We start from the raw sequence: 19,883 nt of genomic DNA on the forward strand, positions 1-19,883 counted from the left end.
TGGACGACGACGGACAGCCCCGCACCGTCGATTCCGGCGACGTCAACGCCTACATCAAGGACATCACGGGCGAGGACCTCAGCGCCAAGGATTTTCGGACTTGGGCGGGAACCGTTCTGGCGGCGTTGGCGCTTGCCGAATTCAAGAAGTACGACAGCCAGGCCGAGGCGAAGCGCAACGTCGTCACCGCGATCGAAAGCGTCTCGAAGCAGCTCGGCAACACACCGGCCATCTGCCGCAAGTGCTACGTGCACCCGGAAGTCCTGAACGCCTACCTGTCAGGTGACCTCGTGAAGATGATTGAGACCAAGATCGCGCAGAAGTTCAAGCGCCAGTACGCCAAGCTCACTTCCGACGAGATCGTGGTGCTGGCATTTCTCCGGAAACGTCTCGATTCTCTGACGGAGCCCGCCTAGCCGGGCCTACCCGGTCTCCGGACGCCTGCGTCCTCCTCGATGTCTCCAGGCACACCTCGGCTGGGGCTCTCGTCGGCAAAAAGGGGCCTTCCATTCAAAGCCGGGATGCTGGGCGTGGTGCGGGCCGGCGGGACGGTCGTTTACCGTTCGGTTCCGCTTCCGTCCTTGCCATTCGCGGCTCTGCCGGCTGGGTAGATGGACCCGTGCACAAGTCCCCGTCCCGATACCCGAAGCAAAACCGTTCTTAGGTCGCATCGGCCTGGCCGCAAGCAACGTAAGGGCGGTGCGCTTGGGGCTGGGGAGGCGTAATGGACAGTTTGGGACTATTTCAGCCGCCGCGCCTAGGCTGCGGCTTCTTCTTGGACTTCGATCTACCTCAAGAGGTGTTTGCTCTCGCGTGTTCGCGCGCCTCCCGACGACGTTCACGGCGTTCGCGCCGCCGCTTGGCACGGTCGGCGGGCTGTCGCAGCGGAGGAACGGGCGCTGTGTCGGATACCAATTTGGGAGCCTCATCGGCTGCGGCCTGTTGGGCCGGCTCGGATGCCTCCGGGCGGGCTTCCATGAATTCAAGCACTGCCCGACCCTTTGCCGTAATCTTCCAGCCCCCGCTGATGCGTTCGACTAAGCCTTGAGAAAAGATATCGAGATCGGGTACCCGCGCGGCGAGGCGCTTGGTCCGATTCGCCCACTCGCGGCCACTGGTCGCCAGGATGGCCATGTCGCGCTTGAGGTCTTCCATGACGGCGAAGCCGTCCGGATAGCTCACCAGGATCTTCAGCACCGTGACCTGGAAATTCACGCCCGCCTCGACCGATCAGCGCCACATCGTGGGTGCACGCGAAAGGGCATCACGGCCTACCTGCCTGAGTTCGTCTAGTGATACCTCACCTTTGGTAGCAGCCTCCAGTATCTTTGAGGCGACATGGGTACGCACTCCAATCTCGCGGTGCGAAACGCTCTCGGAAACTTCGTTTAAGACCGCGCGCAATAGCGCACTAGTTGACGGATCGAACATGAATGCCCCCAGAAGGGAAAACCTATCATAGCCAACATTTCGCGTGCCGCGATTCAAAAATGATTGCGATAGGCCAGCTGGTCTGACCGACCTTTTGGAAATTGCCTCCACGGTGGACTTGCCTTGCAAGATCAGGCAATTCGTAAGGCCATCTTCGAGATCAGGAAGTCGCGTGTCGAGACCCCACCGAGTCTATAGGCAGGTCGTTCTTTCGATGTCGGTAGTCATCCTCCTGGCAGCCGGCGCCGCGGCCCAGGAGGATAAGAAGACCGACGACGACAAGCCGGCCGATCCGGACACGGGTGAGAGCACCGTGGAGGAAAAGACGCTCGGCATTCTGCCCAATCCGCTGCAGAAGTACGGCGTGAAGTTCGCGGCCACTTACATAGGCGAGGCGTTTGGTAACGCTTCCGGCGGCCTGAAACAGGGAGCTATCTACGAAGGCCGTCTCAACCTCGCAGTGGATGTCGATCTGCAGAAGCTCGTCGGCATCGACAAACTCACTTTTCACGCCAACATGTTCCAGATCCATGGCGACGGCCTGTCCCGGAGCAATCTTCAGAACTTCTTCGTCGTCAGCGGAATCGAGGCCCTTCCCTCAACGCGTCTCTACGAAGCGTATTTCGAGAAGCAGTGGGGCGCGAAGAGGATCTCGCTGAAAGTGGGTCAGCTCGCCGCCGACAGCGAATTCTTCAACACCAGATATACAGACGTGTTCACCAACGCCTCAATGGGTTGGCCCGCGATCACGTCGCTTGATCTTCCCAGCGGCGGACCTTCGCCACCTTTGGCGGCTATGGGCGCAAGGCTACTGGTCAACGTGACCGACCAGCTTTCCGTTCTGGGCGGGATCTTCGACGGCGACCAAGCCGGCCCCGGATCGGGCGACCCGCAGGAGCGCAATCGCTACGGCGTGAATTTCCGCGTCAACGATCCGCCGTTGTTACTGGGTCAGATCCAGTACGCCTGGAACAACAAGAAGGGCGATCCCAACCTGACCGGCCAGATCAAGTTCGGCGGCTGGCGGCACTTTGGCTCTTTCGCGGATCAACAGCTCGCGTCGAACGGCAGCTCGCTCGCCGCTCCCGGTAGCAGCGGCGAGCCGCTATTGCTCGCAGGAGACATCGGTGGTTGGGCGGTCTTCGAGCAACAGATCTACCGCGTGCCTCACAGCGACAATCGCGGGATCGGTGTGTTCGCAAGGGCCGCCGGCGCGCCCGCTGATCGCAACCTGATCGATCTCTACGCTGATGCCGGCGTCGAGTTCATTGGGCTTCGTGATGGCCGGCCCGATGACAAGTTCGGGATCGCCGCGGGCTATGCCCATCTGTCCAAACGGGCGCAGGCGCTCGACGCCGACTACCGCATGCTGGTGAATCCCAACTGGCCCTCGCGAAACTTCGAGGGGTTGCTGACGACGGTCTACCAATACCAGATAAAGGAGGGCTGGTCGTTGCAGCCAAACTTCCAATACATCATCCACCCGGGCGGGGGCGCCACCGGGCAGGCGACGCCATTCGCCGGCAAGGCCCTCAAAAATGCGTCGGTATTCGGCCTCAGGACGACGCTCAAATTCTAGCACCGCGCGCATCGCACGGACTCTGCTCAGGAAGAGCTCGTGCAGATGAACACGATGGCGCAGGTGGCATCAGAGCGCCCCCCATGTCGTCCTCCGGGCGGACATCTCATTGAGCCTTTTCAGCCTGCTCGCGCTCGCGCAAGCCTCGGGCAAGTTGATCAACAGACGTCTCCTGCGCCAATTCGTCTTGTTGGCAATCCTCGTCATCGACATTCAGCCGCCTGGCAAGCTTCTGCAATATTCTCAAAGACCGCGTCGCCTCCCGTTCAGAGAGCAGATTAATCTGAAGTTCTAGACGATCTCGCTTCTCCAAAATGCGGTCGGTCGCATTTTGGCGAATGAGGACACAGGAGGTGAGAAGTACCGCCTCCAGCGCGAGGAATGTCCCGAGCAGCGGGAACGGGAATGGATCAAGCGCGCGATCGGGGAATACCCGGCCGAAGGCAATCCAACACACCACCGCCCCGCACTGCAGCACCACGAACTGCGGAGTGCCCGCAAACGATCCGATTGCATGAAAAACACGATGATGAAGAGCGATCTTTTCCTCATCCTGCTTTTCAAGCCGCAGGATGGCGTCGATATTTTCTACCGGTCTTTTCGATGATGTCGGCGTTGACATCGTCAGCTGGCGATCTGCTCGGCGGCTCGCCGCGCTGACTGTCGGGTCCGGTCGAGTGTCTCATCTCCGGCTTTTTCGGCCTTGGCACGCGCTTCACATTTTGAGCGAAGCTCCTCAATCTCATCGTCTGTGAGGTGCTCAATTCCCACGAGACTATTGCGCGCCGCACTCACGCGAATGAGTTCGTCCAGCTTTACCTGAATGGCGGCGCTGTCACGGTTTTGCGAGTTCTGAATCAGAAATACCATAAGGAAAGTTACGATTGTGGTCCCAGTATTAATGACCAACTGCCAAGTGTCCGAGAACTGGAAGAGCGGGCCGCTTATGCCCCACACGACCACCACACCCGCAGCTAACAGGAAGGTCGAGGCGCGCCCAGCCGCAAGCGAGGTCTTGTTAGCCAAATCACCGAAGAATTTTGAGATCCGGGATGGTTCGTTTTTCATGACTCAGCCTTTGCCACCAACCACAATGTTGTTTCGGGGCGAAAGTTCCGCGTCAGGAACCGACATACATTGGCAGCAAACCGAGGCATGCTTTGCGCGGGAGCTCCCGAGAGCACGTATTGAGAGCGATCGCAGAGTACGTCCAAGCCACGCCCGTTCGGATGCCGACCTCAACTCTAGAATTCAACTTGCTCCTGATTCGAAAACGGCATGGCCAAGGATTCCATTCACGCCAGTGCCACAAGCCAGCCGCGGATCTCTCACCCGCAGCGTCCTCCACGAGCGATCAGGTTGCGATATCGGGTCTCGTATTCATGCGCCATCCGGCTTGCGGCGAAGCGCTCTTCGAACCGGGCGCGGACCACTCGTCTGTCCAGTCGGCCCAGTTCTTTCACCGCCCTGATCGCCTGCTCCTGACCGTCGACGATGAAGCCGGTGACGCCGTCCTCCACAACTTCAGGCACCGACCCTGATCGATAAGCGATCACGGGCGTCCCGCACGCCATCGCCTCGATCATCACCAGACCGAACGGCTCGGGCCAATCGATCGGAAATAGCAGGCCCGCTGCGTCTGCGAGGAAAGGCTGCTTCTTCGCGTCGTCGACCTCGCCGACGAGTTGAACCGTCTGGCCATCGATGTTCGGCTCGAGCTTGTTCTTGAAGTAGGCCGTCTCCGACCGAGGAATCTTGGCGGCAATTCGCAGCGGCATTCGCGCCGCGCGCGCGATGCGTATGGCGTCCTCCGGTCCCTTGTCAGCCGTCAGCCTCCCCAGAAAGGCCAGGTAGGAACCCGGTTCGTAGGACGGCCGAAACAGATCCTTCGGCAGTCCGTGCTGGATCGTCGCGATCCAGTTCGCCTCCGGAAGTGGCCGAGGCTGGTCGGCGGAAATGGAGACGAATGGAGCGTCTGCAAAGATGCCGATTACCTCGGGCAGACAAGGAAGGTCTAGCCTGCCGTGCATCGTGGTCAGAAAAGGCACGCCGGTTCGGCTCAGCACCGGAAGGGGCAACCAGTCGATGTGGGAGTGGATCACGTCGAAGTCGCCTGCGCGCTCGGCGATGGCCTCGATCAGAAGCGCGCAGGCGGCATTCGGATCGGCACCCTTCCGCCCCAGGCGCAGCGCGCGCGGCCACACGCCGTGGAGCTTTCCCTTCGTCTTGGAATCCCCGCTGGCGAACAGGGTGACGTCGTGTCCGAGTTCGACCAGTTCGTCCACGAGCCAGGCGATCACACGCTCAGTGCCGCCGTAAAGCTTTGGAGGTACGCTCTCGGCCAACGGAGCAAGCTGCGCAATCCGCATCGGCTAGGCTCCGAACACGAACCGCAGGACAGTCACGATCGTCGCGGAAATGAGGGCCGAAATCGCGAGCAGCGTCCAATCAGGCCTCGTGCTTCCGCGGGCCACTCGCGCTGCAAGCGTCTTCATGGCCGTCAACATTCGTCTCGAGGAAGCCGCTGCAGATAGGCTATCCCGAAGCCAGCGAGTTCTTCGGTATCGCTCTCTCGCGCTTCCGACCTGCTGTGGAGGTGGCGCTCCAGCAGGCAGCGCCGGCTGTCGTGCGGATCGACCTCGGGGTGCTGCGCCCGGTACACCGTCCAGGCGGTCTCCATGGCGTTCTTCAAGACGACTTCGTCGACCATACTCACTCCCTCCGGAGACCGAACCCAGTCGCTCCCAACTCAAGGCACTCCGGAAAGTTTCCGGTTATTCCCGCTGGCTTAGCCGCTCGAGAAGGAGCCTTTGCTCGGCTCTTTCGCGCGGTCCGACCGAGCTGCAGGCGTTGGCTTCGGCCGGACCTTCTGGATGCAAGCGGGGCGGCCGTAGCGGTCACGGCGGCGGGCTCCGTACTGGCGCATCGCGCGCCGTCTCCGGCGGCGAGGATTCCATTGCCCGCGCCGCCCGGGCGGCTGCAACCATTGCCTCTTTTTCCCGTTATCGGTAGGGCGCGAGCAATGTGAAAGGAATCTCGATGAAGAAGATCGCGATGTCGGCGCTGATGGTCGGCGCTCTTGGTCTGTCCTCGGTGGCCACCACCTCTCCTGCCGAAGCCCACTGGCGAGGTGGCTGGGGACCGGGCATCGCCGGCGGTCTGTTGGCCGGCGCCGTAATCGGTGGACTTGCCTCGTCGGCTTATGGATGGGGACCTGGCTACGGCTACTACGGTGGCCCCCGCTATTATGGAGCGGGCTATTACAGCGGACCCTACGCCTACGACTACGGCTACGACGAGCCCTATCGCTGGGGTGGTGGTTACGCCACCACGACCTACTACACAGCGCCCGTGTCTTACGGCTACCGGTACCGCCGAGCCGTGCGGCCTGCTTACGCCTATTACCGCGGATCATATCCGGTCGTGCGGCACCGCTGGCACCATCACCGCTGGTGACAGGCCCCGACAGCAACAAGCCGCGCTCGTCGAGGGCGCGGCTTTTCCTCGGTCAAGCGCTTACCACCACTCGCCGAGAAAGGGTTCGTGTCGACCAAGGGCGGCTGACGGGCGTCCCACTTCCCCTAGCTTAAGGCCCTGCTCGTGGGCTTGTTTCGGAGTCCTTCGCCATTCCGCTCGGGAGCGGTGATTGCTCGCCCGGGCCGCCTGATGCCGTCGACACAGGATCTGTTGGCCTAGCGAAAGGATTGGCTGTAGCCACGATCTCGACCACCACATCAGCAAGCCGTCGCCGGATCAGATCGCGTCAAAGGCAACGTCCAAGCCGGCGCGTTCGTCCGGCAACGCTATCGAGCCGTCGCCAGCCTCCCTCCTCAATCTGCACCAAATCCACCTGATCCCATCCGAGCTATTCTCGTCCCTGATTGAAGCTGGCTCCGAGAGTGCGGCGGGGGCTGGGCGAGAACATCTGCTGGTCTGGACCGCGAACGAATGCCGTCGGGACGATCATCTAGCTCGGACCCATGGCGATATCGAGCTGACCGAAATCTGGACGCCGTGTGTTCTCAACGGCCCCTTGTTCAGAACGGCTTCAAACGACAGGTGCTCTCGTCGGCGAAGGCGATCCCCCGCAAGCCAAGAATCCTGCTGCCAGCCATCGTGCGTGAACGATCTCTGATGGTCAGGCGATCGAGTTTACCGCACCTCTGACCGGCATTCCGTCCTGCGCGCCCTCTTTAAGGCAATTTAATGCGGCAGCCTCGCATCCAATTTCCAAAGACTTTTGCAACGGCACTATCTCACTTACCATAGACGCGAAGGCGCCGACGAAGGCATCGCCGGCCCCGGTTGTGTCGATGGGGGTGATGCAGGGAGCAGGCGCGCGGAGACGCTTGCCATCGGCGGTGAAGGCGAGTGCGCCTAGCGCGCCAGCGGTTACGATGCAGTTGAGGTCACCGGCCCTGGCAAGTTCGGCGGCTGCGGCGTCGTAATCCGGCGACGGGGCGAAGCCGATGGCCCTGGCTGCATCCAGAGCCTCATGCTCGTTGACGAGGAGATAATCGGTCACCGAGAGAAGCTCGACCACCATCTCGCGGGTCATCAACTCCGGCACGGGTGCGAGATTCCAGATGACAGTACCGGACACGGATTTCGTCTTGCGTGCGGCCGCCAGCGCTTCTGCGAAAGGCACTTCCATTTGAAGCACCAGGATTGTGTCACGGCCGAATAGCGCGATGGGGAGGTCATCGGCGCTCGCGGTCATGTTGGCGCCGCTTGCCACCGTGATTGCATTTTCACCGGTCTGATCGACGGTGATGAAGGCACAGCCGGTCGGCTGGTCCGATCTGACGACGAGATCCGTGTCGACGCCGTTTGCTCGGAGATTCTCTACCGCTCTGTCGCCGAATCCGTCGCGTCCGATACGGCCCGCCATTCGGACGCGTCCCGACCCGGCAATGCGCGCGGCAGCCACGGCCTGATTGGCGCCCTTGCCGCCGAAATGGGTTCGATAGGAGGGCGCGAGCACGGTGCGGCCGGGGCCCGGAATGACCGGGACATGGGCGACCAGATCGATGTTAAGCGATCCGAACACTAGGATCATGGCGGAGAAACCGTCAGCCTTGCTCGTCCAAGACTCGCAGCTTCTCCACGCGGCGGCGGAAATCCTCGTCGGTGGAGAACTCGGCCGAGAGATAGGACGAGACGAGATCGACGGCCAGCCACGCGCCGACGATCTGCGCGCCGATGCACATGACGTTGACGTCGTCATGCTCAACGCTCTGATGGGCTGAATGGATGTCGTGGCAGACCGCGGCGCGAATGCCCTTCATCTTGTTGGCGGCGATCGAGGCGCCGACGCCGGTGCCGCAGACCATGATGCCACGCGTGGCTTCGCCCGAGGTCACCTTCTGAGCCACGGCGCGGGCGATGTCGGGGAAATCCACCGGCTTGTCGTCATAGGAGCCGACGTCGACGACGTCATGCCCGAGGCTGCGGATGTGGTCGATGACGGTTTGCTTGAGCGGCCAGCCGGCGTGGTCGGATCCGATGACGAGACGCATGTGATGCCCTTCTTGATTTTGCATGGGCGTGGCAGCCGCGCGCGGCTGCCACGATTGTTTCCGGTCTTAGCTACGCATATCCGGCGGCAGCTCGACGCCGTGGAATTTCTTGTAGATCGCGTTGAGCTTGCCGTTCTTGACGTTCTCGGTGATCCAGGTGTTGAGCTTGTCCATCAGGCGCGGCTCCCCCTTCTTCAGTCCGATGGCGAGGTCGAAGGTCGCCAGCGGAATCCGGGACTCGAACACGCGCGAGGGGTTCTTCACGCCGATCTGGTTGATGATGGTCGCGGACGAGGCGACGCAGTCGACCTGACCGGACACAGCCGCCGTGACCATGGTGGCGTCGTCATCGTAACGGGAGATCTTGAGGTCCTTGTCCTTCATGTTGGACAGGGTCGTGTCCTGCGTGGTGCCGCGCGAGACGCCGATCGACTTGTCCTTGAGGTCAGGCCAGTCCTTGACCGTCGATGATTTCAGGCAGCCGACGTCGGATTGCAGCGTCGCATAACGCTTGGTGAAATCGATCACCTTGGCGCGATCCGGCGTCACCGAGAGCGTCGAAATGATGATGTCGGCCTTGCCGGTCAGGACGTTCGGGATACGGGTTGCCCCGGTGGTCTGGATGAACTCGAGCTCGAGCCCCCAGTCCTTGGCGAGCAGCTGCGCGACTTCGACGTCGGAGCCGGTCGGCTTCATGCTCGAGTCCATCATGCCCGAAGGCGGGATGGCGAGGTCGGTCGAGATGCGGATCTTCTTGGCCTGCGTGATATCGTCGAGCAAGTCGGCCGATGCCGGCGTCGCCGCCATCATGACGAGGCCACACAGCGCGGCGGCAGCTCCCAGCAATGTCTTGTTGGTCATTCCTAGTTCCTCCCTATTATGATTTTAAGTTGCCCGTGCCCACGAATTGCGTGAGTTCGGGGGTCGTCGGCGACGTCAGGATCGAGGCAGGTCCGGTTTCGTGAACCTTGCCGCGATGCATGAAGACGATCCGGTCGGCGATGCCTTTGGCAAAGCCCATCTCGTGGGTGACCATCACCATGGTCATGCCATCAGCCGCCAGCTGCTCGATCACCTTCAGCACTTCGCCGGTGAGCTCCGGATCGAGCGCGGACGTGACCTCGTCGAACAGCATCACTTTCGGCTGCATGGCGAGCGAGCGGGCGATGGCGGCGCGCTGCTGCTGGCCGCCGGAAAGCTGCTCCGGGTAGGCGTGAAGCTTCTCCTCGAGCCCGACCTGCGCCAGCACTTTTCGCGCAAGGTCTTTGGCCTGCGACGCTGTCATGCCCTTGACGGCACAGGGCGCCAGCGTGATGTTCTGCTCGATCGTGAGATGCGGAAACAAATTGTAGCTCTGGAACACGATGCCGACGTCCTGGCGCAGCGCGCGCAGGTCGACGTCGGGACGGTCGACCCGATGTCCGCAGACGACGATCTCGCCGCCGTCGACCTTCTCGAAGCGGTCGATGCAGCGCAGCGCCGTGCTCTTGCCGGAGCCGGAGCGGCCGATCAGCGCCAGCACCTCGCCGCGCTCGACGGCAAAACTGACACCATCGAGCACCCGCAGCGAGCCAAAGCTCTTCTGCACGTCGCGGAGCAACACAATCGGTTCGGAGGCGGAGGCGTTCTGCTGCATGTTCAGGCCGGTGCAAGGTGAAACTTGCCACGCCCCATGCGACGTTCCAGCTTCTGGCTGAACAACGACAGGGGATAGCACATGGTAAAATAGGCGACCGCGATGATGGCGTAGATGACGAACGGCTCGAAAAGCGAGTTGTTGACGATCTGGCCCGAGCGCATCAGCTCGACGAAGCCGACGACGGAAGCGAGCGAGGTGTTCTTGATGATCTGCACCATGAAGCCGACGGTAGGCGGCGTCGCGATGCGGATCGCCTGCGGCAGGATCACCTTCATCATGCGCTGGGTCCGGCTCAGTGCCAGGCCTTCGGCAGCCTCCCATTGCGGCTTCGGCACGGACTGGATGCAGCCACGCCAGATCTCGCCGAGATAAGCGGCGACATAGAGTGTCAGCGAGGCGCCGGCGGCCGTGAGCGATGAGACCTTGAGGCCGATTGCGGCGAGGCCGAAATAGCCCAGGAAGAGGATGACCAGCAGCGGCGTGCCCTGGATGAGCTGGACATAGACGCCGCTGGCGATCCGCACCGATTTGAGCGGCGAGATGCGTGCCAGCGCAATCACGAAGCCCACGATGCTGCCGCCGATCAGCGCGATCACGGATAGACCAATGGTCCACAGCGCGCCCTGGCCGAGGAACATCAAATGGTTAATGTTGAGATGTCCGCCCATGGTCATCTCACAACGGTGTGCCGAGCCGGCGACGGCGCGGGAACAGCACGAGGCCGAGGCCCCAGAAGCCCGCGCGCATCACCAGCGACAGGATAATGTAGAGCACGGCGACGATGATGTAGGTCTCGAACGCGCGATAGGTGTCCGACTGAATGTAGTTGGCGACGGCGGTGAGCTCTTCGGCGGAGATCTGCGAGCAGACCGAGGAGGCCAGCATCAACAGCACGAACTGGCTGGTCAGCGCTGGATAGACCTTCTCGATCGCCGGCAGCAGGATGATGTGCCAGTAGATCTGGAGGCGTGACAGCGCCAGTCCTTCGGCGGCCTCGATTTGTCCGCGTGGAACCGCCTCGAAGCCGGCGCGCATGATCTCGGCGGTGTAGGCGCCGACATTGATGGTCAGCGCGGCCACCGCCACGGTAAAGGCCGAGAGTTTCAGTCCCAGGCTGGCGAGGCCGAAATAGACCAGGAAGATCTGCACCAGCAGGGGCGTGTTGCGGATCGATTCGACGTAGACCTTGCAGGTGCCGGCGATCAGCGCGCTGTGCGAGCCGCGGCCGACGGCTGCAAGCGTGCCGAACAGGGCGCCGAGCACGGTCGCAAAAACCGCCAACTCCAGCGTCAGCGCGGCGCCGGCGAGAAAGCTCGGCCAACGCTCCAGCACTGCGGGGAAGTCGAGTTGGAGGCTCATTGTGTCAGGTTCAGCCGGTGGTCTGGTTGGTCATGCGGTCATAGACGCGGAAAAGCGCCTGGTTGCCATTGTTGCCTTCGCCATGCGCGCGCGCGTCCACATATTGGCTGGTGACGAGCGCCGTGCCCGGCAGCGGCACGCTCAGCGCCTGCGCGTGCTCCTGCACGAGGCGGAGGTCCTTCAGCTGGAGATCGATCCGGAAGCCGGCGGAGACATCACCGGCGATCATCGCGGGGCCGAGCTTGTCGAGCATCCAGGAGGCGGCGGAGCCTCCGAGCAGCACTCGGCGCAGCAAATTGAGATCGAGGCCCGAAGCGCGCCCGAGCGCGAGCGCCTCGCAGATGGCCTGGATGTTGATGCCGCAGATCAGCTGATTGCAGAGTTTGACGGTCTGCCCGGCGCCGGACGCGCCGACATGCGTGATGGTGGTGCCCATCGCGCGGAAGAACGGCTCGGCCTGCGCGAAGGCGTTCGCATCACCGCCGGCCATGATCGAGAGTGCGGCGTTCTTGGCGCCCAACGGCCCACCCGAGACCGGCGCGTCGATGAAGCTGACGCCAATTTTTTGCAGGTCGGCATGGATGCGGCGGACCGCGACCGGCGAGATCGTGCTCATGTCGACGATCAGCTTGCAGGGGGGCGGCGACTTCAGCAGCCCATGCTCACTGTAAACAGTCGCCTCGACATGGGGCGTGTCGGGCAGCATGGTGATGACGATGTCGGCGCCTTGCGCAGCATCGGCCGGGTTCTTGGCCCGGGTCGCGCCTTCCTGGACGATGTCGGCTAAGGCGGCCTCGTTGAGGTCGAACGCGTGCACCGCGTGCCCCGCCTTCAGAAGGTTGCGCACCATCTCCAGGCCCATCGTACCGACTCCGATGAAGCCGACGCTGCCCTTGTCGTTCCGTCCCATGCTATTCGTCCGTTTCTAGGTTGGTCCGCGATCAGCGCGAGGCGCTGGTCTTGTCGATGTCGCCGACGACGGCCCTCCTGCGGTATTCGTCGCCAATGGCAAAATGCTTGCGCAGTGTCGCATCCGCTCGCTCAGGGTCGCGCGCGATGATCGCGTCGAATATGCGCCGGTGGTCGTCGATGAGGTACGTCTTCATCGACGGGAAGGCCTGCACCAGCTTGCGGCGGCTGCGATGCGAATGCGTCAACAGACCCGCCAGCGACCCGTGCAGGACGGTCAGCGTCTCCGAATGCGAGGCCACGACGATTGCGCGATGGAATTCGAAGTCGGCCATGCCGCCGGCATCGGACTCGTCGATGGTGTCCCCAATTTTCGCCAGTGCACGCTGCAGCCGTTCGAAATCGGCAATGTTGGCGCGCTCGCAGGCGAGGCGGATCGCCTGGCATTCGATCGCGACGCGCGCCTGCATGACGTCGTCAAGCATGTCTGCCTGGTGGGCAAGGGCGAAGGTGAAGAAGTCGTTCAGTACCGAGACGTCCGGCCGGGCCACCACAGTGCCGATGCGGTCGCGGATCTCAACGATGCCGAGCACCGTAAGGGCACGCAGCGCCTCGCGGACGATCGGCCGGCTAACGCCAAGCAGGGTGGCGAGCTCGCGTTCCGAGACCAGGCGGTCGCCCGGCCTGAGCGAGCCCGCGAGCAGGCGTTCGCGCAGGAAGGCAAACACCTTCTCAAACCCTTTTTCGGCTTCGACCGCGCGCTTAAGCTCCATCCCGATCTCGCTGGTCTGATCTTGGTCAGACCAGTATGACGACAAGCTGACCTCGTCAACTCTTTTGATGTGGGGCTATCCGTGGATTCCGGTTTCAGTGCAAGTCGGTCGAGGTGGGGCCGTGTAGCGCGCGGCCCCGGAATCAGGCGTGGCTTGGAAACGCGCCTCCTTCCGTTGTGCTGGACGGCTGAGACCGGGCAGCATGCGGAAGGCACCGAACCAAATCCCTTCTTCGGCCGTTTCGAGTCCGACCCACAACTTGTTGGATTGTGGAATGGAGAAAGCCTCCCCCACTTGGCAAGAGGATCGTTTTTTGGAAATTGACAGATCTTCGTGTTGTCCAGATCCTCGACAAACCTCGGGAGGGCTCTTGATCGAGCGGTGTGTTGGCGATGTCTTCAGGATAGTCCCCGCGCCTACGTCAGCGTCCAGATCCGTCCATAATGCGGCGGGATATTTAGATCTACTTGCTGAAGCGAAGGCACGTTCCTCAGGTCGAGAGCGCCGCCATGCAGCTCTTCGACGTAATCCCCGGCCATCGGAAACCAGAACGGGACGGTCCGGTCAGTCTCTCCAAAATTCACGGCGATCAAGGTGTAGCGACCACGGTCGTAGCGGGCGAAAAGAAGCACTCCGAACTGCTGATATCGGTCCCAGTCATTGAAGAAGAAATACGTGCCCTGACGAATGTGGTCGCGGTGCCGCCGGATCCGCAGCAGCTTACGCACCAGGCTTAGGGTGGGCCGTCCTGAATCATCGTAGAAGAAATCCCAGCGCATGGGCCGCAGCAGCGAGACGCGGCCCATTCCGAAATCGGGCAGAAAGTAGTTTTCGGCGAATTCCTCGCCTTGCCAAAGCATCGGAATTCCTTTGCTCATCAGCAGGCTGATCAAATAGGGCTGCAGCATGTACCAGCGTGCCCGGTCTCCCTCGGCGAACAGCGGATTGCCGGCTTCGTCGGGGTTGGAGGTGCCGAAATTGCACAGAAAGCGCTCGTGATCGTGATTCTCGATGTACTGGAGCGCGGTCTTGGGGATGTCGTCGCCGTTGACGGTCTCCCGGTCGGGGTAGCCGAAGAGGCCAAGCTGCAGGCCGAGGTCGGCGAGCCGGCCGCGATCCCCCTGGGCCACCGCGCGTGCCGCGCCATAGGTGCCGTTCTGCCACGTGCAGTTGGAATAGGTCGAGCGCAGCACGTCCTCCGGAGCTTCGAGCTGTTCGGCCATCTGCACGAGAGTCAGCGGCCTGCCGGCCGCTCCGTCGAAGCGGCTCCAGTACGGGCGACCTGCCGCGATGTTCGCCTTGGTCAGCTGGTGCGTCTCATAGACCAGGCTCGCATAGCCCACGCCCATCGGCCCGTCCCAATAGTTCGGGACGCAGTCGTAACGGAAGCCGTCGACGTGATAGACCTCCAACCAATGGTGATTTGCCGTGTAAAAGAAGTCCCGCGTGATCGCCCGATTGAAATCCGTGCTCTTGCCGAAGTTGCTGAAGTAGTCCTTGGCAAACGGCCCCATGAACGGATTATCGCGGTACCGCAGCCGCGTGTAGGCGTCGTAGTACGGGAAATCCACGCCCGTATGGCCATAGACGACGTCCACGATCACCGCGATCCCGTGCTGGTGGCAGATGTCGACTAGCTGCTGGAAATCCGACCGCTTGCCGAACCGCTCGTCGACACCAAAATAGCCGATCGGCAGATAGCCCCAGTCCACAGAGTTTCCGACGTTGGACAGCGGCATGATCTCGATGGCGTTGATCCCGAGGTCGGCGAGGTAGGCAACGAGCTCGCGAGCGCGGTCGAGGTCGTTGCCGAACTCGGCGATGTTCACCTCATAGAGGATCAGGTCGGCCAGCGCGGGCGTACGCCATTGCGCCTCGCCGGCACTCCAGACGTAGGGCTCATAGCCCAGGGTGAAGGCGGATTGCTTGCCGACACCGAACTCGCGCGCGAAGGGGTCGATGATCCAGTCGAGCGTGCCTACGCTCGGGTTCGTGATCGTGTAGCGATAGACGTAGCGGCCCGGATTGCCCCAGGCTGAGCCCGGGACTGCAGGCGGCGTGCCGGCGATTGGCACCGCGACCGACCAGAAGTCCCCATACGGCGGACGAAAACTGTGTGTGAGCTGAAATTCCCGAGCCGGAAATGCCTGAAGAAACTGATCTGCCTCATGGATGATCTTAACGGTGACGACGTTGCCATCAGCCGCCGACACCCAAGGGAGCCAGAATCCGAACGTCATGGTGCCGCGTGCTTCGACGGCGCCCAACGATCCGAGTGGCATCAAGTTCATGCCACAGCGCCTTCCAACGACTTCCACTGAATGTTGCGAAAGAACACGCGGCCCGTATGCGTTTGCAGGCCGACGAAGCGCGGGTCTTGCGCGGTGGACGGCAGGCCGCGGCGCGGAGACTGCGGATCGCCGGCGAAATGGAAAATGTTTACCGCCTGCCCGTTCAGCGCGACCGTGATGTCGGCCCCATCGACGGTGATCTCATAGTTGTTCCATTCTCCGACCGGATGGACGGTCAATGGACCGTCGGTTGGCCCCTTGAAGGCGTAGACTGCCCCCGTCCTGTGGATCGGCGCATTGTCTGGACGGGCCAATTCGTCGATCTGAATTTCGAAGCCGAAGTTGACGCCGACATAGGCCGTGTTGTCGTAGCCTTCGTTTCGAGGGTCGGGGAAGCCGATGAAGACGCCCGAATTGTCGTCCGGCGCCGTCATCATCCATTGCAGCCGCAAAACATAGCGAGGCGGCGTCCGGCGCTTCAGCCAGAGCAGCCCCAGATCGGTCCCCGTTCGTGCCTCGAGAACCCCGCGCCGGACCCGGAACGAGCCAGGGTCGTCCCGGCCGGGCTGGTTGCTGATCATCGACATTGTCCAGTCCCCGAGAGAGGTGCCATCGAACAGCGTCTCGAAACCCGCCTCGGCCGCGAAGGCAGGAGGCGTCATGATCAGGTCGCCGGTGCGGCGCGAGAGCGCTATCCCGGTCAGCATCGGGTTGGGCGAACCGATGCTCGGGAAGAGCGCCGGGCCGGCCGCATACAGGTTCTCGGTGTGATGGAAGCGTCCGTTGCCGTCCGTGACGCTCGTGGTCGGATCGGTGCCCATCCAAAGTGTCCCGGCTTCATGATGGGTCGTCCCGAGCCCGTCCTGGTTGCTCTGGAGCACCTGCATGGGCTGACCGTTGGCCAAGACGGCGGCGACCTTTTGCATCGCCGCATCCATGACGGCCCAGAGATCCTGATCGCGCTGCGTCGGTGTCAGCGCAACCGATGCACGACGAACGCCGTATTCGTCTGTCCGCGAGCTCAGATCGACGCGGCCTGGATGAGCGGCGGGATTGGCCGGATCGGCGGGCTCCATCTCTCCGAGCCCTCTGATTGCAATTGCGACATGCGTGTCGGTCGAGGTCTTCAGCTGATCGAAAAAGTCGACGTCGGGCACCTTGCGGTAGAGCTCGTCCTCGGCGCCGCTGGTGCTGCCGCCGCCGCTCGCGGAGATCTGAAGGTGGAAGTGGCCGATCAGATCACCATTCGGGCGCGTTGCCCGTCCCTTCACGAACAGGGCCGCAGTCTGCAGCTCGTTCACCGCCGGCGAAAGCCCGGAAATCGCCGACCGCGGCACGCGGATGACAAGGTTCGAGCGAAGGTGCGCAATCAGATTCTTGCCGATGAGCGACAGGGTCGGAAGTCCGGTGGCATCGAACGATGCGAGAGCCAGCCGCGCGTTCTCGATCGTGCCGAGCGCGATGACAACGGCACCACCGGGTGCCAGATCTATCGGACCTCGACTAGTGTCGATGCCTGAGATGCGCCAGGTCCCTGCCGCGGTGGGGACGCTGCGCAGCGTCAGCACATGCGTGTCGGGCAGCACCATGAATTCCTTGACCGAATCATTGCCGTTGGAGTCGCTCGCCGCAGTCCGAGCCGCCTTCATCAGCAGCGGAACGACGCTGAACTTGTTCAGCGGGAAGAACCCCGCGTGTGGCGGGCGCGCCTGCACAGCCAGCGGCGCTTCCAGCTTCAGCAGGTTTAGGAGGTCGTTTTGCGAAAGTCCGCCGCTCGACGACAGGCCAAGCAACTGTGCGGGGTCGGCGCCCGACTTCAGCAGCGGAGATGGCGGGAGCGCGTCGAGCGCGAACGCTCCGGGCACGCTCGACAAACTGTCGAAGAGCCGGCGACGCAGCGCATTCTGCAATTCGCCGAAAATGAAGTCGTTCGCCTCGTCGACACCGATCTGGCGAGAACTCTCATCGAAATAGCGGCTGTTCAGATCGACTACGGTGTTTGCGGGCCAACCCAACATCTCCTCGTCCAGCAGACGAGGCGACCAACCGCCCCAATAGAGCGATCTGCCCCCGAGCGTGTACGCTAGTCCTTTGAAGGGAATAGTCGACTTCCATGGAATTCCCCAGACCTCGTTGCGTGGGGGCTCCGGCTGCGGCAGGCTTTCGTTCAAAAGGAACGGATTAGCCGGATCGGCAAACCCTTGGATCCCCGTGTTCTGAACATGCTCAGGGACGGTGAACATCCCGGCATCGACGACCAGCGTCCTCAATCCGCCACCCGTTTGTTTCTGGCGGAACCACAAATGCTCAGCCATCGCAGAACCGAACGTCCCGCCTCCCACGATGATGAAATCGAACGGACGCCCGCCTGCGGATTTCCAGGCATCAACTTCCGCGAGATTGTTGCAGAGATAGCGGCCTTGAATGTCTTTGGTGAACGAGGTCGTTTCCGTAGTGATTGGCATTGCCCGTCTCCTGGTGCAATCCTCGGACTCGCCTGAGTGTTAAGACACGGCTTCCTTCAACCTTAAATGAGCTAATTCACAGATTGCTCTTCTTTCACTGACGACGGCCTCTTAGGCCGCCAAGTTCCAAATCCTCGCACAAGAGCCCGGAACCTGTTGAGTCAGAAACGCTGAAGCTCCGCCGAACTTCGCGCAAGCTGCTGGATGCCGTCCACGCCCCCAGCCCTGCTCCGCTACTACGTCGCGAGCCACCGAACTGGTTGCGGCATTCGGCTTTGCCATTTCGATCACCTTGAAGGATGCGGACCAACTTTCGACCAATGGCCATATCCGGTGACGCTGTGGCGGGCTGATGCTGTTCGCCGAAGTCCAAAAAGCTGCGCCCCGGCTTGCGGGCCATCTGCGTACAACCATACCGAAGCCTAGGTTGCGAGGCGCGAAAGCTAGTAGCTTTGGTGCGATCGAGGAACTGCGGAGCTTCAACAATATTCTGTCATGATCAACAAGGAGGGATCCGCATGCCGATCCAGACCGTGATGGACAGTACCGGCGACAGCCGTCACTTCTTCGACTCGGACGATGCACGAGAATTAGCCAAGGCGGAGCAGCGGTTCCGCGAGCTGACGAACGTCGGCTTCACCGCTGCGGTCCGGACCGGTTCAGGTCAGGTGTCGCAGATCCGATCGTTCGACCCCACGGCGGAAGAAACTCTTTTCTTCCCCCGGCTGGTCGGCGGCTGAATTGCTGAGCCGTGTGGCTGTTCAGGCCGTCGCGGCCGGATGAACGCTCACGGATGAGGGCTGCAAAGGCGCTGTTCATTAGACACGGCGCCGAGAGCACTCCGGAAGGACGCGCGCTGCTGCTGCTGCGGCATTACCTCTCGCCTGTCCAACGGCGGCAATTCGCGGAGAAGGGTTATTTCGAGGTAATCGGTGGCGACACGGGCAACCGCTACAGAATCTATGCGGGAGCGGCTGCGAATGTCTGCGAGGTCGGCGAAAACGGCCGTCCAAGGATCGGCTTGTGTTTCCTGCCCGTTGGCGACCTTCCGATTGGAGACGTCATGCTGGCCCAGAAGATCGCGCTCGAAACGTGCGAGGGCAGCGCGCTCGCAGTAGCCCGAAAGTTCACTCCCAGCCGTTTCTTGTTCAGCCGGTCCCGCCCGCTTCGGTAGCGGCGGCGTTGCGTCGCGCGTCGGTGGCGTCGCGTGTTGCCCATCGCCGCTGGCAAACCGCAGCGGTAGGCCTGGAGCGATAGGTAGAGTGGAAGTCGTCCCACTCAGGGGCCGACAGCCGCCTTGACCCAAGCCGGACATTCGATGCCAAACACTGGCGTTCCGCACATCTCTGCCAGGAGGTGGTCGCAACAAACATATCTCAGATCCGCATCGAGGATGGCCAAGCTCACCGGCGCGAGGTGAAATACCTCTGGCTCAGTCGCGGCCTTGTTGTTGGTGACCTGGTGTGACGCATGAACCCCATGGCCCTACCGCGACGTCACAGAGGCCCCAAAGATACAATGTAGGCACACACTGCTCCAGAACCTCACGCGTCGCGAGAAGTCCCTTACAGAGGGGCGCGGGAACTACCTCGGGGGCCGAGAAGGCAGCATTCGCAGGATGACCGATCGGCTGCCGGTTCAAGGCCGAGCAGATGACCGCGATCGCGGTAGTCTAGTGCTCCAATCGGCACGCAGGCGACGATCCGGCGCTCGGAGAAGGAGCTGTCGAGCTCGGCTCGAATTGGATGCGCGTTCCACAACTGATCACGAAGGGAGCTGCGAGATCAGCGGTTCTCATGGAAGCATCTACATTGACCCCCTTAGAGCCGCGAGGCACGGCCACTCCAGCGGAGCCAAGGCTGGGGTGAGAACGGGATGCGTAACATCCTCAAGGGACCTCGCAACTGACCAGGACGCA

Annotated in this window: 20 protein-coding genes and 1 pseudogene; 5 read left to right on the top strand and 16 right to left on the bottom strand. The window is 62.1% G+C overall.

Going from position 1 to position 19,883, the window contains the following annotated elements; genetic code table 11:
• A pseudogene (locus AC0L20_RS36570) lies at positions 1-416 on the top strand (DNA topoisomerase IB); the annotation flags it as partial.
• A 376-nt stretch (positions 417-792) separates the two neighbouring features.
• Here the strand turns inward: AC0L20_RS36570 and AC0L20_RS36575 are convergent.
• On the bottom strand, positions 793-1,215 hold the full coding sequence (locus AC0L20_RS36575; protein WP_473249103.1) for a hypothetical protein: 423 nt from the start codon (positions 1,213-1,215) through the stop codon (positions 793-795).
• A 15-nt stretch (positions 1,216-1,230) separates the two neighbouring features.
• Positions 1,231-1,431 carry a hypothetical protein gene (locus tag AC0L20_RS36580; RefSeq protein ID WP_473295213.1) on the bottom strand — a complete coding sequence of 67 codons (201 nt, stop codon included), beginning with the start codon at positions 1,429-1,431 and terminating at the stop codon, positions 1,231-1,233.
• 214 nt (positions 1,432-1,645) lie between these two features.
• Here AC0L20_RS36580 and AC0L20_RS36585 point away from each other — a divergent pair, with 214 nt between their 5' ends.
• On the top strand, positions 1,646-3,010 hold the full coding sequence (locus AC0L20_RS36585) for a carbohydrate porin (RefSeq protein WP_473295214.1): 1,365 nt from the start codon (positions 1,646-1,648) through the stop codon (positions 3,008-3,010).
• Between the two features lie 106 nt (positions 3,011-3,116).
• On the opposite strand, the gene AC0L20_RS36590 is transcribed toward AC0L20_RS36585, so the two are convergent.
• The 4 genes from AC0L20_RS36590 to AC0L20_RS36605 form a co-directional block, all read right to left on the bottom strand.
• A complete protein-coding gene (locus AC0L20_RS36590; protein WP_473295215.1) occupies positions 3,117-3,632 on the bottom strand; it encodes a DUF1003 domain-containing protein in 516 nt (171 codons plus the stop codon).
• Positions 3,633-3,634: 2 nt separating this feature from the next.
• Positions 3,635-4,078: a low affinity iron permease family protein gene (locus AC0L20_RS36595; protein WP_456766533.1), complete on the bottom strand. Its 444-nt coding sequence runs from the start codon at positions 4,076-4,078 to the stop codon at positions 3,635-3,637.
• A gap of 260 nt (positions 4,079-4,338) precedes the next feature.
• Positions 4,339-5,379: a glycosyltransferase family 4 protein gene (locus AC0L20_RS36600; RefSeq protein ID WP_473295216.1), complete on the bottom strand. Its 1,041-nt coding sequence runs from the start codon at positions 5,377-5,379 to the stop codon at positions 4,339-4,341.
• A gap of 131 nt (positions 5,380-5,510) precedes the next feature.
• On the bottom strand, positions 5,511-5,720 hold the full coding sequence (locus tag AC0L20_RS36605) for a hypothetical protein (protein WP_204512971.1): 210 nt from the start codon (positions 5,718-5,720) through the stop codon (positions 5,511-5,513).
• Between the two features lie 329 nt (positions 5,721-6,049).
• On the opposite strand from AC0L20_RS36605, the gene AC0L20_RS36610 reads away from it, so the two are divergent.
• Positions 6,050-6,466 (top strand): hypothetical protein, encoded by a 417-nt coding sequence (locus AC0L20_RS36610; protein WP_473249108.1) that lies wholly within the window; start codon positions 6,050-6,052, stop codon positions 6,464-6,466.
• 682 nt (positions 6,467-7,148) lie between these two features.
• On the opposite strand, the gene AC0L20_RS36615 is transcribed toward AC0L20_RS36610, so the two are convergent.
• The 10 genes from AC0L20_RS36615 to AC0L20_RS36660 all read right to left on the bottom strand — a co-directional run bounded on the left by AC0L20_RS36615 (position 7,149) and on the right by AC0L20_RS36660 (position 17,965).
• Positions 7,149-8,069 carry a ribokinase gene (locus AC0L20_RS36615; RefSeq protein ID WP_473295217.1) on the bottom strand — a complete coding sequence of 307 codons (921 nt, stop codon included), beginning with the start codon at positions 8,067-8,069 and terminating at the stop codon, positions 7,149-7,151.
• Positions 8,070-8,082: 13 nt separating this feature from the next.
• Positions 8,083-8,529 carry a ribose 5-phosphate isomerase B gene (gene rpiB / locus AC0L20_RS36620; RefSeq protein ID WP_368507419.1) on the bottom strand — a complete coding sequence of 149 codons (447 nt, stop codon included), beginning with the start codon at positions 8,527-8,529 and terminating at the stop codon, positions 8,083-8,085.
• Between the two features lie 66 nt (positions 8,530-8,595).
• On the bottom strand, positions 8,596-9,390 hold the full coding sequence (locus AC0L20_RS36625; RefSeq protein WP_473295218.1) for a transporter substrate-binding domain-containing protein: 795 nt from the start codon (positions 9,388-9,390) through the stop codon (positions 8,596-8,598).
• A gap of 16 nt (positions 9,391-9,406) precedes the next feature.
• Positions 9,407-10,165 (bottom strand): amino acid ABC transporter ATP-binding protein, encoded by a 759-nt coding sequence (locus tag AC0L20_RS36630; RefSeq protein ID WP_204512705.1) that lies wholly within the window; start codon positions 10,163-10,165, stop codon positions 9,407-9,409.
• A gap of 2 nt (positions 10,166-10,167) precedes the next feature.
• The gene (locus tag AC0L20_RS36635) at positions 10,168-10,836 is read right to left on the bottom strand and encodes an amino acid ABC transporter permease (RefSeq protein ID WP_354211472.1); all 669 of its coding nucleotides are present in this window, start codon (positions 10,834-10,836) and stop codon (positions 10,168-10,170) included.
• A gap of 7 nt (positions 10,837-10,843) precedes the next feature.
• The gene (locus AC0L20_RS36640; RefSeq protein WP_368507422.1) at positions 10,844-11,527 is read right to left on the bottom strand and encodes an amino acid ABC transporter permease; all 684 of its coding nucleotides are present in this window, start codon (positions 11,525-11,527) and stop codon (positions 10,844-10,846) included.
• 10 nt (positions 11,528-11,537) lie between these two features.
• A complete protein-coding gene (locus AC0L20_RS36645) occupies positions 11,538-12,437 on the bottom strand; it encodes an NAD(P)-dependent oxidoreductase (protein WP_473295219.1) in 900 nt (299 codons plus the stop codon).
• A 31-nt stretch (positions 12,438-12,468) separates the two neighbouring features.
• A complete protein-coding gene (locus AC0L20_RS36650; protein WP_368507423.1) occupies positions 12,469-13,209 on the bottom strand; it encodes a FadR/GntR family transcriptional regulator in 741 nt (246 codons plus the stop codon).
• A 416-nt stretch (positions 13,210-13,625) separates the two neighbouring features.
• Positions 13,626-15,449, bottom strand: coding sequence for an alpha-amylase family glycosyl hydrolase (locus AC0L20_RS36655; RefSeq protein ID WP_473295220.1), 1,824 nt, complete (start codon positions 15,447-15,449; stop codon positions 13,626-13,628).
• Between the two features lie 47 nt (positions 15,450-15,496).
• Positions 15,497-17,965 (bottom strand): 3-keto-alpha-glucoside-1,2-lyase-like domain-containing protein, encoded by a 2,469-nt coding sequence (locus tag AC0L20_RS36660; protein ID WP_473295221.1) that lies wholly within the window; start codon positions 17,963-17,965, stop codon positions 15,497-15,499.
• Positions 17,966-18,483: 518 nt separating this feature from the next.
• On the opposite strand from AC0L20_RS36660, the gene AC0L20_RS36665 reads away from it, so the two are divergent.
• Positions 18,484-18,705 carry a hypothetical protein gene (locus AC0L20_RS36665; protein WP_368507426.1) on the top strand — a complete coding sequence of 74 codons (222 nt, stop codon included), beginning with the start codon at positions 18,484-18,486 and terminating at the stop codon, positions 18,703-18,705.
• A gap of 53 nt (positions 18,706-18,758) precedes the next feature.
• On the top strand, positions 18,759-19,139 hold the full coding sequence (locus tag AC0L20_RS36670) for a hypothetical protein (protein ID WP_473295222.1): 381 nt from the start codon (positions 18,759-18,761) through the stop codon (positions 19,137-19,139).
• Positions 19,140-19,883: the final 744 nt, after the last annotated feature.

The organism is Bradyrhizobium sp. Kon58 (genome assembly GCF_055807455.1).